13 protein-coding genes are annotated in these 13,151 nt (G+C 67.6%); 10 read left to right on the top strand and 3 right to left on the bottom strand.

Annotated features, from left to right (window positions below):
• Nucleotides 1–13: 13 nt before the first annotated feature.
• The 4 genes from QM701_RS13140 to QM701_RS13125 all read left to right on the top strand — a co-directional run bounded on the left by QM701_RS13140 (nt 14) and on the right by QM701_RS13125 (nt 4,316).
• Entirely contained in the window at nt 14–1,345 is a 1,332-nt protein-coding gene (locus QM701_RS13140; RefSeq protein ID WP_415167500.1) for an ABC transporter substrate-binding protein, read from the top strand.
• 103 nt (nt 1,346–1,448) lie between these two features.
• Entirely contained in the window at nt 1,449–2,351 is a 903-nt protein-coding gene (locus QM701_RS13135) for a carbohydrate ABC transporter permease (protein ID WP_415167499.1), read from the top strand.
• Nucleotides 2,348–3,169: a carbohydrate ABC transporter permease gene (locus tag QM701_RS13130; protein ID WP_415167498.1), complete on the top strand. Its 822-nt coding sequence runs from the start codon at nt 2,348–2,350 to the stop codon at nt 3,167–3,169. The genes QM701_RS13135 and QM701_RS13130 overlap by 4 nt, the downstream gene beginning before the upstream one ends.
• An 88-nt stretch (nt 3,170–3,257) precedes the next feature.
• On the top strand, nt 3,258–4,316 hold the full coding sequence (locus QM701_RS13125; RefSeq protein ID WP_415167497.1) for an ABC transporter ATP-binding protein: 1,059 nt from the start codon (nt 3,258–3,260) through the stop codon (nt 4,314–4,316).
• Nucleotides 4,317–4,328: 12 nt separating this feature from the next.
• On the opposite strand, the gene rbsK is transcribed toward QM701_RS13125, so the two are convergent.
• From rbsK to mpl, 3 genes are read right to left on the bottom strand one after another with little or no spacing between them, the layout of a single operon-like run.
• On the bottom strand, nt 4,329–5,225 hold the full coding sequence (gene rbsK, locus QM701_RS13120) for a ribokinase (protein ID WP_415167496.1): 897 nt from the start codon (nt 5,223–5,225) through the stop codon (nt 4,329–4,331).
• Between the two features lie 60 nt (nt 5,226–5,285).
• A complete protein-coding gene (locus QM701_RS13115) occupies nt 5,286–6,302 on the bottom strand; it encodes a LacI family DNA-binding transcriptional regulator (RefSeq protein ID WP_415167495.1) in 1,017 nt (338 codons plus the stop codon).
• On the bottom strand, nt 6,295–7,668 hold the full coding sequence (mpl, locus tag QM701_RS13110) for a UDP-N-acetylmuramate:L-alanyl-gamma-D-glutamyl-meso-diaminopimelate ligase (RefSeq protein ID WP_415167494.1): 1,374 nt from the start codon (nt 7,666–7,668) through the stop codon (nt 6,295–6,297). Before mpl ends, QM701_RS13115 begins: the two co-directional genes overlap by 8 nt.
• Before the next feature lie 132 nt (nt 7,669–7,800).
• Here mpl and QM701_RS13105 point away from each other — a divergent pair, with 132 nt between their 5' ends.
• From QM701_RS13105 to QM701_RS13080, 6 genes are all read left to right on the top strand, one after another.
• Entirely contained in the window at nt 7,801–8,397 is a 597-nt protein-coding gene (locus QM701_RS13105) for a hypothetical protein (protein WP_415167493.1), read from the top strand.
• Complete coding sequence (locus tag QM701_RS13100; protein WP_415167492.1) at nt 8,394–8,900, top strand: TlpA disulfide reductase family protein; 507 nt, start codon at nt 8,394–8,396, stop codon at nt 8,898–8,900. The genes QM701_RS13105 and QM701_RS13100 overlap by 4 nt, the downstream gene beginning before the upstream one ends.
• Before the next feature lie 308 nt (nt 8,901–9,208).
• On the top strand, nt 9,209–9,670 hold the full coding sequence (accB, locus tag QM701_RS13095) for an acetyl-CoA carboxylase biotin carboxyl carrier protein (protein WP_415167491.1): 462 nt from the start codon (nt 9,209–9,211) through the stop codon (nt 9,668–9,670).
• Between the two features lie 8 nt (nt 9,671–9,678).
• Nucleotides 9,679–11,043, top strand: coding sequence for an acetyl-CoA carboxylase biotin carboxylase subunit (gene accC, locus QM701_RS13090; protein WP_415167490.1), 1,365 nt, complete (start codon nt 9,679–9,681; stop codon nt 11,041–11,043).
• A 7-nt stretch (nt 11,044–11,050) separates the two neighbouring features.
• Nucleotides 11,051–11,944: a 50S ribosomal protein L11 methyltransferase gene (gene prmA / locus QM701_RS13085; RefSeq protein WP_415167489.1), complete on the top strand. Its 894-nt coding sequence runs from the start codon at nt 11,051–11,053 to the stop codon at nt 11,942–11,944.
• A 113-nt stretch (nt 11,945–12,057) separates the two neighbouring features.
• Complete coding sequence (locus QM701_RS13080) at nt 12,058–13,023, top strand: DUF3426 domain-containing protein (protein WP_415167488.1); 966 nt, start codon at nt 12,058–12,060, stop codon at nt 13,021–13,023.
• The last annotated feature ends 128 nt before the right edge of the window (nt 13,024–13,151 follow it).

Below are 13,151 nucleotides of genomic sequence, written 5' to 3'. Positions count from 1 at the left end.
AGGCGACACAAACATGAACTCGAAACTGCAACTATCGCGCCGCGAATTTCTGCTCACCAGCGCGGCACTCGGAGGCTCGGCGCTCTTGGGAACCCGGCCGGCCTTTTCCGCCGGCGTCGAGTGGAAGCGGTTCGCCGGCACCACCATCGAGGCCAACCTGACCAAGAGCCCGCGCAGCGAATGGATTCTGAAGAACCTGCCCGAGTTCGAGGCGCTGACCGGCATCAAGGTCAATGCCGAGGCGACGCCCGAGCAGCAGCAGCGCCAGAAAACGACCATTGAACTGAGCTCCGGCAAGCCGAGCTTCGACGTCGTGCACATGAGCTATCACGTGCAGAAGCGCCAGTTCGAGAAAGGCGACTGGCTGGCCGACATTTCGGGCTTCTTCAAGGACCCGCTGCTGACCGATCCGTCCATGACGTCCGGCGACTTCGGCCAGGCCGGCTGGATGTTCGCCAACGACGCCAAGGGCCGGCTGCTGTCCCTGCCGTTCTCCGTCGATTACTTCATCCTCTACTGGAACAAGGAGCTGTTCGAGAAGAAGGGCCTGCGCTATCCGCAGAGCTTCGACGAAATGGTCGACGCCGCCGAGGCGCTGACCGACCGCGCTACCGGCACCTACGGCTTCGTGGCGCGCGGGCTGAAGAACGCCAACGTGCCGGTGTGGACCGCCTTGATGCTCGGCTGCGGCACGCCGTCGATCGGCCCGGACGGCAAGATCCTGGCCGACTCGGACGAAGCGATCCAGGCCGCCAAGTACTATCAGCGGCTAATGTCGAAGTCCGCCCCGCCGGGCGTCTCCGGCTTCAACTGGGCGGAAGCGCAGTCGGCCTTCCTGCAGGGCAAGATCGGCATGTGGCTCGACGGGCTCGGCTTCGCGCCGCCGATCGAGGACCCGACCAAGTCGCGTGTGGTCGGCAAGGTCGGCTACAGCATCCTGCCCAGGGGACCGAAGGACCAGGCGGCGGCGACCACCGGCGACGGCATCGGCGTCACCGCCAAGAGCACCAAGAAGGAAGCGGCCTACCTCTTCTGCCAGTGGGTGGTCTCGCACAAGATGGGCGCGGGGCTGCTGCAGACCGGCTCGGGCGTGCCGTTCCGCAACTCGGTCGTCTCCGATCCCGAAGTGCGCAAGGGCGTCAAGATGCCGAAGGAATGGCTCGACGCGGTGATCGAGAGCGGCAAGATCTCCAAGCTGTCGCTGCCGGTGATCATCCCGGTGACCGAGTTCCGCGACATCTACGGCGTCGCCCTGACCAACATGATCAGCGGCGCCGATCCCGCCGCCGAGCTGAAGAAGGCCACCGCCCAGTTCGCGCCCGTCCTGGCCAAGAGCGAAGCATAATCCTGTCCGACAGCGGGGCCGGGCCGTCCGCGGACGGCCCACGGACCCATGAGCGCCGCCGCGCGTTCATGGGTCTTTTATAGACGCAACCATGGGAGATGCTATGGATACCACGCAGGTGCGGCCGTTCAGGCTGACGCCGAACTACTGGCCGTTCGTCCTGCCCGCGCTGCTCGTGGTGAGCGCGGTGATCATCTTTCCGTGGGCTTTCACGCTGTGGATGAGCGCCAACAGCTGGACGCTGGGCCAGGCCAGCAGCTTCGTCGGCATGGAGAACTACCTGCACCTGTTCCAGGACGAGCGCTTCTGGGAATCCCTGTGGCACACGCTCTACTACACGACGCTGTCGGTGGTGCTGCCGCTTTTCCTGGGCACCGTCGCGGCGCTGATCTTCGACGCGCAGTTCCCCCTGCGCGGCTTCCTGCGCGGCGTCTTCGTCATGCCGATGATGGCCACGCCCGTGGCGATCGCCCTGGTGTGGACCATGATGTTCCATCCGCAGCTGGGCATCCTCAATTATTTCCTCTCGCTCGCCGGCATCGAGCCGCAGGCGTGGATCTACAACCAGGCGACGGTCATCCCGTCGCTGGTGCTGGTCGAGACCTGGCAATGGACGCCGCTGGTCATGCTGATCGTGCTCGGCGGGCTGGCCGCCGTGCCACGCGAGCCCTACGAGAGCGCCGAGATCGACGGCGCCAACGGCTGGCAGAAGTTCCGCTACCTGACCCTGCCGATGATCGGACCGTTCCTGATGATCGCGGTGATCATCCGCACCATCGACGCCCTGAAGAGCTTCGACATCATCTACGCGATGACCCAGGGCGGGCCGGGCACCGCCTCCGAAACCATCAACATCTATCTCTACAACGTCGCCTTTTCCTATTACAACATCGGCTACGGCTCGGCGATGGCGATCGTCTTCTTCATCCTGATCGTCGTGCTCTCGTTCGTCCTGCTGATCGTCAGGCAGCGGACCCACTGGGCGCAGTCGGGAGACGAACAATGACCCACAGGCTGCTCAACCGCATCGGCGCGCTGTTCGCGGCGCTGGTCTTCGTCTCCCCGGTGGCGCTGTTCTTCTTCTGGATGCTCTCGCTGTCGCTCAAGTTCGAGATCGACAACGCCACCTATCCGCCGATCTTCATTCCCGAGCAGTTCGCCTGGTCGAACTACGTCAAGGTGTTCGCCGAGAACAATTTCTTCCTGTATTTCTGGAATTCGCTGCTGGTAACCGGCGCGGCGACCCTGCTCGCGCTGCTGATCGGCGTGCCGGCGGGCTACGGCATCGCCCGCCTGAAGGCCGAGAAATCGGCCATCGTGATCATGATCGCGCGCATGACGCCGGGACTGTCCTACCTGATCCCGATGTTCCTGCTCTTCCAGTGGCTCAACCTGATCGGCACGCTGTGGCCGCAGATCATCATCCACCTCGTGGTCACCGTGCCGCTGGTGGTGTGGATCATGATGGGCTACTTCGAAACCACGCCGCTCGAACTCGAGGAAGCAGCCAGCATCGACGGCGCCACGAGCTGGCAGGTCTTCCGCCTGGTCGCCCTGCCCATCGCCAAGCCGGGCATCGTCGTCTCGTTCATCCTGTCGGTCATCTTTTCCTGGAACAACTTCGTGTTCGGCGTGGTGCTCGCCAACCGCGAGACGCGGACCCTGCCCGTCGCCGTTTACAACATGCTCTCGTTCGAGCAGGTGAGCTGGGGGCCGCTGGCCGCCGCCGCCCTGATCGTCACGCTGCCCGTGCTGGTGCTGACGATGTTCGCGCAGAAGCAGATCGTCGCCGGCCTGACGGCCGGGGCGGTGAAGGGAGGCTAGGCGGCGCCGGAATCCGCCGCGCCCGCGGGAACGCGGCCAAAAACATCAATCACTCTTCCGGATTCGGAAACATGCGGGGAACTTGCTCATGGCCTCTGTAAAAATCGTTGGAGTCAAAAAGAATTTCGGCGCGGTGAAGGTCATCCACGGCGTTGACATCGACATCGCCGACGGCGAGTTCGTCGTCCTCGTCGGCCCCTCGGGCTGCGGCAAGTCGACCCTGCTGCGCATGGTCGCCGGCCTGGAGGAAGTGAGCGGCGGCGAGATCTACATCGGTTCACGGGAAGTCAGCCGGCTGCGCGCCCGCGACCGGGACATCGCCATGGTCTTCCAGAACTACGCGCTGTACCCGCACATGACGGTCGCCGACAACATGGGCTTCGCGCTCAAGCTGAAACGGGCCGCCGGGCAGGAGATGCGCGACAAGGTGGCCAAGGCGGCCGCCATCCTGGGCCTCGAAAACCTGCTCGAACGCTTTCCCCGGCAGCTCTCCGGCGGCCAGCGCCAGCGGGTCGCCATGGGCCGCGCCATCGTCCGCGATCCGCAGGTCTTCCTGTTCGACGAGCCCCTGTCCAACCTGGACGCCAAGCTGCGCGTGCAGATGCGCGGTGAAATCCGCTCGCTGCACCGGCGCATCGGCACCACGACGATCTACGTGACGCACGACCAGGTGGAGGCGATGACCATGGCCGACAAGATCGTCGTGCTGCACGACGGCCTGGTCGAGCAGATCGGTTCGCCGCTCGAAATCTACGACCGTCCGGCCAACGTCTTCGTGGCCGGGTTCATCGGCTCGCCGGCGATGAACTTCATCGACGGGCACGTCGAGGACGGCGTCTTCCGGGCGCGCGGCGGGCTGGCGCTGCCGCTGCCGGCAGGCTTCCCCGCGGACAGGTTCGCCGGCGTCGAGCTGGTCTACGGCGTCCGCCCCGAACACATCCGGGCCGACGCCGGCGGCATCCGCGGCACGGTCGATTTCGTCGAGGGGACGGGCTCGGAAATCTACGTCAAGCTGAACTGCGAAGGCCAGCCGGTTGACTGCCTGTTCCGCGAGCGGATGGATATCCGCTTCAACCAGACGCTCGGCATCGGCATCGACCCGGCGACGATCCACCTGTTCGAGAAGGCGACGGGCAAAAGGATCTGAGGCGCGGCCGCGTCAGAGCGCCTCGCCGAGGAAGCTGGCGAGCTGGTCGCGCGTCGGCATCCCGCCCTGGGCGCCCGCGCGCGTCACCGACAGCGCGCTCGCCGCGCACGCCAGCCGCGCCAGTTCGGCCAGGGGCCGGCCCCAGAACGCCGCCAGCGCGCCGTTGAACGTATCGCCCGCGCCGGTGGTATCCACCGCCGTCACCCGGAAGGCCGGCTGGTGGTGCAGCTGGCCATCGCGGCCGGCGAACCAGGCGCCGTCCGCGCCGCGCGTCATCAGCACGCGCCCGGGGCGCCGCGCCAGCCGCGCCTGCCAGGTGCCGTCCCCTGCGCCGGCAGACAGGACGGCAAGTTCATGCTCGTTCGGCGTGAGCAGCGCGATCCGTTCGGACAGGTCCGCCGGCAGGCTCGCCGCCGGCGCCGGATTGAGCAGGAAGGGCTTGCCGTGGCGCTGCGCCAGTCCGGCCGCGGCCGCCACCGTGGCCAGCGGGATTTCGAGCTGGCAGAGAACCACGTCGGCCTCGGCGAACGCCTCCCCGGCGGCGGCGACGTCGTCCGGCGACAGCCGGTGATTGGCGCCCGGCACGACCACGATCGAATTCTCGGCGCGGCTGACCGTGATCGCCGCCACGCCGGTTGACGCCTCGCCGTCCGTGCGCAGGTGGCACAGGTCGATGCCCTCGGCCGCCAGCCGGTCGGAAAGCTCGCGGCCGAAGGCGTCGCGGCCCACGCAGCCCAGCATGGCGACCTGCGCGCCCAGCCGCCGCGCGGCCACCGCCTGGTTCGCCCCCTTGCCGCCGGGATAGGTGGCGAAACGCCGGCCCAGCAGCGTCTCCCCCGGCGCGGGGAATTCGTCGGTTTCCACCACCAGATCCATGTTGATGCTGCCTACGACGAGAACCCTGTTCATGTTCCTCCCGGTCTTGGCTCAATGCGTTGAATGGTCAGCCCCCAGGCCGGTGGGGCATGGCTAGGCGTCGAGGTTGCGGCATACCAGTTCCGCCGCGATGACCGAGGATTCGCACACGGCCTTCTTTTCCTCGGCGCGCGGCCGGGTCAGGTAGTCGAAAATCCTCGCCGTCAGCGCCTTCTCGTTCTGGCGGATCGAAAAGACGGGATTGGGCAGCAGGTCGAGCATGGTGTGATCGTCGAACGTGCCGATCAGGATGCTGGGGTCGATCCGGCCGATCTGGTTCTTGATCTGCTGCAACGCCCCCTCCAGGATCAGCAGCGACGAGCACATGAAAGCGCGCGGCGGCGTGCCCCCGGCGCGGTCGATCAGCCGCCGCATCATGCGGCTGCCGGCCGCGATGTCGTCGTCCGCCTCCAGCAGCACCCGCTCCTCGCCGTTTTCCGCCGCGTCCCCGCAGGCCTCCGCAAAACCGCGGATGCGGTCGCGGATGCTGGGCGATTCGGCGTGGCCGCACAGGAAGGGGAAGGTTTCGCCGCGCGAGGCCTGCAGCATGCGGCGGGTCATCGCCAGCCCGCCCCGGAAGTTGTCGCTGACGACGGTGGGGAAGAGCCCGGAGGCGAAATCCCGGTCGATCATCACGATCGACGTCCTGCTCCGGCTTTTGACGAGCTGCGGCAGGATGGCGGCCTGGCACGGCGCCACCACCAGCCCGTCCACGCCGCGCGCCAGGAGGCTGGCGATGGCGCGGTTCTCCAGCACCGGGTCCTCGTGCGAGGCGACGGTCAGCAGCAGCAGGTTGCGCGCGCGGCAAAGGCTTTCGAGCGCGGCCATCAGGCGCGCGAAAAAGGCGTTCGACAGGTCCGGCACCACGAAACCGACGGTATCGCTGCGGTTGAGCTTGAGGCTGCGCGCCGCGTGATTGAGCGAGTAGCCGTGCAGGGCCACGTAGTCTTCGATGATCCGCCGCGTCTTGTCGCTGATCCGGTATTTCTCGGACTGGCCGTTGATCACCAACCGGACGGTGGTCACCGAAAAGCCGGTTTCCCGCGAAATCTCGTCGACGGTCTTAGGCATGGCCGCCCCGCAGCGCGGCCAGCAGCTTGCCGTGGATGCCACCGAAGCCGCCGTTGCTCATCACCAGGATGTGGTCGCCGGCCCGCGCCTCGCGCGCGACGTCGCCGACCAGGGCCTCCAGGTCGCCGGCCACCGCCGCCTTCTCGCCGAGCGGCGCCAGCGCCTCGGCCGCGTCCCAGCCGAGATTGGCGGCGTAGCAATACACGCGGTCGGCGTCGCGCAGGCTGCCCGGCAGCTGCGCCTTCATCACGCCCAGTTTCATGGTGTTCGAACGCGGTTCGAGCACGGCCAGGATGCGCCCGTCCGCCCGGCCGCCGATCTTCCGCCGCAGGCCTGCCAGCGTGGTGGCGATCGCCGTCGGGTGGTGCGCGAAGTCGTCGTAGACGCTGACGCCCCGCTCGGTGCCGCGCAATTCCATCCGCCGCCGGACGTTGCCGAAGCGCGACAGCGCGTCCAGACCGCGTTCCGGCGACACACCGGCATGGCGGGCGGCGAGCAGCGCGGCGACGGCGTTGGCGCGGTTGTGCTCGCCGGTCAGCGCCCAGCGGGTCTGCGCGATCGCGGCGCCGCCCCGCATCAGGCGGAGCTCGCCCGAGGCATCGTCGCCTTCGGCGCGCCATCCGCCGGCCGCGTTGAAACGCTCGACCGGCGTCCAGCAGCCGCGCGCCAGCACCCGTTCGAGACTCGCCTCCGCCGCATTCGCGACGATCAGCCCCTGGCGCGGCAGGGTGCGCACGAGATGGTGGAATTGCGTCTCGATCGCCGCCAGATCGGCGAAGATGTCCGCATGATCGAACTCCAGGTTGTTCAGCACCGCGGTCCGCGGGCGGTAGTGGATGAACTTGGAGCGCTTGTCGCAGAACGCCGTATCGTACTCGTCGGCCTCGATCACGAAGAACGGCGAAGTCCGTTCTCCGTGCAGGCGCGCGGACACGCCGAAGTTCATCGGCACGCCGCCGATCAGGAAGCCGGGGCTCAGGCCGGCATCTTCGAGAATCCACGCCAGCATCGACGCCGTGGTCGTCTTGCCGTGCGTCCCGGCCACCGCCAGCACCCAGCGGCCGTTCAGCACGTGGTCGGCCAGCCACTGCGGGCCGGACACGTAAGGCAGGCCGCGGTCGAGGATCGCCTCGAGCAGCGGATTGCCCCGGGAAACGGCGTTGCCGATCACGAAACAGTCCGGCGCCAGCGCCGCCTGTTCGGCGCCGTAGCCCTCGATCAGTTCGATCCCCGCGGCCTCCAGCTGGGTGCTCATCGGCGGATAGACGCCGGCGTCGCAGCCGGTGACCCGGTGGCCCGCCGCGCGCGCCAGCTGGGCGACGCCTCCCATGAAGGTGCCGCAGATACCGAGGATGTGAATATGCATGAAATGAATCCGCGTTAGAATTGTCCGAACAGCCAGAGCAGCCTCGACGGCGCGATCCGCCAGGCGGATTTTACTCCCCGCGCCCCGCTGGCACGCGTGCCAGGTCCCGCGACTTTTCACCGGAACGGAGCGATGAGCAAAGACCGCGCTTTCCCCTCCCCGCACCCGCACCTCGCCAGCCTCGCCGCCAAGCTGATGGCGGAAGACGGCATCGACGACTACACGGTCGCCAAGCGCAAGGCGGCGTCCGTCCTCGGCCTGCCGGCCAACGCGCGCCTGCCCGAGAACGCCGAGGTCGAAGCCGAGCTGCGGCTCTACCAGCGGCTCTTCCAGGAACGCGAACAGGAGGAAAGGCTCGCCGATCTTCGGCGAAAAGCCGTCGATTGCATGGAGATCGTGCGGCAATTCAACCCCTACCTCGCCGGCGCCGTGCTCGACGGCACGGCCGGACGCAACGCCGAGATCGACATCCAGCTGTTCACCGACAGCGCCAAGGACGTGGAAATCTTCCTGATCAACGAGCGCATCGACTACCGGCACAGCACGCCCCGCTCGGAACGCGCCGAAGCCGTGCTGACGCTCTACGACGACGACACGGCGATCAACCTGGTCGTCTATTCCCGCCAGGACGAGCGCGTGGTGTTCCGCACGCACGACGGCCGGGTCCGCCCGCGCGCGCGCATCGACGCGGTCCGGCGCCTGCTGGCCGGGCAGGGGGAAGCCGCGTGACCGCCCGGCCCGTCCTGCGCCGGCTGATCGCGGCGGGCGCCGCCGCCACCGCGCTCGCCTGTGCGGCCGCCGTGCCGGCCGGCGGGTCTGCCGCGCCGGCCACCACGGTACAGCCCATTTCAGCGGCCACGCTGCGCGGCTTCCTGGACGGCGAGCTCAACGATCATCGCGGGCGCCGGCAGCCGTTGTCCCAGTGGAAGGGCAAGATTCTCGTGGTCAATTTCTGGGCAGGCTGGTGCCAGCCGTGCCGCGAGGAAATGCCCTATTTTTCGCGGCTCAACGAAAAATACGCCGCGCAGGGCGTGCAGTTCCTCGGCATTTCGACCGATCCGCCGGAGGCCGTGGCGGCGTTCGCCGCGGCGCACCCGGTGTCCTACCCGCTGCTGATCGCCGGCCCCGGCGCCATCGAACTCAGCAAGGCGCTGGGAAACCGGCCGGGCGGCCTGCCCTACACGCTCATCCTCGGCCGCGCCGGGGAACCTCTGCTGACCCGCACCGGTTGACTCCCCGAAACCGAACTCGAACGCCTGCTCGAAGCCGCCGCAAAACGCTGACATCTGGACAAATTACCGCGAATTGCAGCAAACTTGCCGCTTTCGCGATAGATGTTTCCAAGAAATACCGGCCTGCCGGATCGTCAAAAATCCTTATTCGAAGTTTCAACTTAGCGACACGTTTGGCGAATTTTCGCCGCCATTCACGTCATCCAGACACCAAAATCGATATATAACGCGCCGGCTTCGGCCAGGCTTCGGCTCCCGTGTTTTTCTTCGCCGAAACCGATCTGCCCGGCTCAGCGGAGACACCACGGATGGATTTGAGAAAACTCAAGAAGCTGATCGATCTCGTCGAGGAATCGGGCATCACCGAACTCGAAGTCACCGAAGGCGAAGAAAAGGTGCGCATCGTCAAGCAGGCGGTCGCCGTGCCGCAGACGTACACGATCCAGCCGGGCGCCCTGCCGGCCGCCGCGCCGGCGCCGCGCGAAAAATCGTCCGTCTTCGACGACGACCTGGACGAGGAACCCGACGAGCCCGAAGGCGAAACCGTCAAGTCGCCGATGGTCGGCACCTTCTACCGCGCCGCCAGCCCCGACGCCGATCCCTTCATCGAGGTCGGCAGCACGGTCAAGGTCGGCGACCGGCTGTGCATCATCGAGGCCATGAAGCTGCTCAACGAGATCGAATCGGAGTACGCCGGGACGGTCAAGGCCATCCTCGTGGACAACGGCCAGCCCGTGGAATACGGCGAACCGCTGTTCATCATCGGCTAGGGCGCGCCATGTTCGGCAAGATACTCATCGCCAACCGCGGCGAAATCGCCCTGCGCATCCAGCGCGCCTGCCGCGAGCTGGGCATCAAGACGGTCGTCGCCCACTCCGAGGCCGACCGGGACGCGAAGTACGTCAAGCTGGCCGACGAGTCGGTCTGCATCGGGCCGGCCGCGTCGAGCCAGAGCTACCTGAACATCCCGGCGATCATCTCGGCGGCCGAAGTGACCGACGCCGAGGCGATCCATCCCGGCTACGGCTTCCTCTCGGAGAACGCCGACTTCGCCGAGCGCGTGGAATCCTCCGGCTTCGTCTTCATCGGCCCGCGTCCCGAGACCATCCGCCTGATGGGCGACAAGGTCTTCGCCAAGGCGGCGATGCGGGCGGCGGGCGTGCCCTGCGTCCCCGGTTCGGAAGGCGCGCTGCCGGACGACCCCAAGGAGATCCTGAAGACCGCCAAGGCCATCGGCTATCCGGTGATCATCAAGGCGGCGGGCGGCGGCGGCGGGCGCGGCATGCGCGTGGTGCACACCGAGGCCGCGCTGGTCAACGCGGTGACCATGACCCGCGCCGAGGCGCTCAATTTCTTCGGCAATCCCAACGTCTATATGGAGAAGTACCTGGAGAATCCGCGCCATATAGAAATCCAGGTGCTCGCCGACAGCCACCGCAACGCGGTCTACCTGGGCGAGCGCGACTGCTCGATGCAGCGCCGGCACCAGAAGATCATCGAGGAGTCGCCGGCGCCGGGCGTCCTGTCGCGGCACGTCACGCGCATCGGCGAACGCTGCGCTGACGCTTGCCGGCGCATCAACTACCGCGGCGCCGGCACCTTCGAATTCCTGTACGAGAACCGGCAGTTCTACTTCATCGAGATGAACACGCGCATCCAGGTCGAGCACCCGGTCACCGAGCTGATCACCGGCATCGACATCGTGCAGGAACAGATCCGCGTCGCCGCCGGCGAAAAGCTGCGCTTCCGGCAACGCGAGATCGACGTGCGCGGGCATGCCATAGAATGCCGCATAAATGCCGAAGATCCCTACACGTTCGTGCCTTTTCCCGGCCGGATCACCTTGTACCACCCGCCCGGCGGACCGGGCATCCGGGTCGATTCGCACATCTATCAGGGCTACACGGTGCCGCCGCACTACGATTCGATGGTGGCCAAGGTGATCGCCCACGGCGACACGCGCCAGCAGGCCATCCAGCGCATGCGCATCGCGCTGTCGGAGATGAGCATCGAGGGCATCAAGACGAACATCGCGCTGCATCAGGAACTGTTGCACGACGCCAACTTCGTCGACGGCGGCACCAGCATCCACTACCTGGAAAAGAAGCTCGCCGCGCTCGACGAAGTGAAAAAGAACGACTGAGGCGTCCATGTCCTGGCTTTCCGTGACCATCGACACCGACTGCGGCCACGCCGAGCCGCTGGCCGACGCGCTGCTCGACGCCGGGGCGCTCTCCGCCAGCATCGAGGACGCCGACGCCGGCACGCCGGAGGAGACGCCGCAGTTCGGCGAGCCCGGCTCGCCCACGACGCCCGGCTGGACGCGCTCGCGCGTCGTCGCCCTGCTCGACGCCGGCACCGACGTCGACGAGCTGCTCGCCGCCTGCGCCGCCACCGCCGGCCTCGACGGCGTGCCGGCCTACGCGCTGGAGAAGGTGGAAGAGCAGAACTGGGTCCGGCTCACCCAGTCGCAGTTCGAGCCGATCCGGGTCTCCGGCCGCCTGTGGATCGTGCCGTCCTGGCACACCGCGCCGGACCCGGAGGCCATCGTCCTGGTCCTCGACCCGGGCATGGCCTTCGGCACCGGCTCGCACCCGACCACCCGCCTGTGCCTCGAATGGCTGGAGCGCAGCGTGACGCCGGGCGTCTCCGTGCTCGATTACGGCTGCGGTTCGGGCATCCTGGGCATCGCCGCCGCCAGGCTCGGCGCGGCGGACGTGCTCGGCGTCGACATCGACCCGCAGGCGGTCACCGCCGCTCGCCACAACGCCGAGCGCAACGGGGTGCACGTCCGCTTCGACGATTCGGCGGCGGAGATCCGCGGGCAGTTCGACCTGGTGGTCGCCAACATCCTGTCCAATCCGCTCAAGGCCCTGGCGCCCGCGATCTGCGCCCACGTCCGGCCCGGCGGGCGGCTGGCGCTGTCGGGCATCCTGGCGGCGCAGACCGAGGAACTGATCGCCGCCTACGCCCCGTGGCTGCCGCTGGCGGTGGCCGACAGCCGCGAAGGTTGGGTCTGCCTGGCCGGCCAGAAAGCGGCGTAACCCGTCGCCGCGCTGCGCACGCGGACCGCAAACGTCATACAAGCAACTGTTTTTCTTCGCATTCTTCGCAAAGCGCGAAGCCGTCCGGAGTTTTCAGGCTAAAATTCCCTTCCATGAAAACCCGCTGCCCGGATTGCCAGACCGTCTTCCGCGTCACCCCGGAACAGCTGCGGGCGCGGGCCGGCAAGGTTCGCTGCGGCCATTGCCAGGCGGTGTTCAACGCGCTCGACAGCCTGCTCGAAGAGCGCCATCCCGCCGCCGAGCCGCCTCCGGCCGAAGAGCACCCGGCACCGGTGCCGGCGGCCGCCTGGAGCGAACCGGAACCCTTCGAAACGGCGCCGGAAACCCCGCCTTCCCTGCCGGCCGGCGAGCCGGAAATGTGGAAGCCCGCGCCAGGCACGCCCGCTGCGTCCGACGAGCCATCCGACCCGGATGAACCAAGCGGCCCGGACGAGTCGACCGGCCCGGACGAGCCGCCCGAAACGCCGGTGGCCGACCCCGCCGCCGGGCTGATCCTGCCGCGCGAAACCACCGAGATCCCCGGCTACAGCAAGTGGGCCGAAGGCGTCATGGCATCGCCCATCGCGCTGGCCCAAGAAAAGCCGTCGCACTGGCCGTTCAAGCTGGCCGCGGGGGTGCTGGTGCTGGCGCTGGCCGGTCAGGCGCTGTTCCACTTCCGCGGCGAGCTGGCGGTCGCCATGCCTGCCCTGCGCCCCGCCCTCGAAACCTTCTCGCTCGCCCTGGGCCACCCGTTGCCGCTGCCGCGGCACGTCGAGCTGGTGAGCATCGAAACGTCCGACCTGCAGATCGATCCGGGCCGGGACAAGCTGCTCGTCCTCAACGCCACGCTGCGCAACAAGGCGCCCTACGGGCAAGCCTATCCGTCGCTGGAGCTGGCGCTCACCGACACGCAGGACACGGTGATCGCCCGCCGCCTCTTCGGCCCGGCGGACTACCTGCCGGCGAAGACGGCCGCCGATCCCGTCTTTCCCGGCAATGCCGACGTCGCGGTGCGCCTGTGGATCGAGGCCGAGGACCTCGGCGCGGCGGGATACCGGCTGTTCGTCTTCTATCCCTGAGCCGGCGGGCGCCGCCGCCCTTTCCTCTGTAAAAAGCCGTTCATAGTCTTTGCCCGCCGGGCGGCGATCCTCTAGCCTTGCGTCGGTCCCCGGCGGCCGGCGTCCACGCGCCTGCGCGACCGGGAACT

The organism is Propionivibrio sp. (assembly GCF_047602565.1).
In the GTDB taxonomy this organism is placed as follows: domain Bacteria; phylum Pseudomonadota; class Gammaproteobacteria; order Burkholderiales; family Rhodocyclaceae; genus Propionivibrio.
This window is presented reverse-complemented; position numbering and strand designations above follow the sequence as displayed.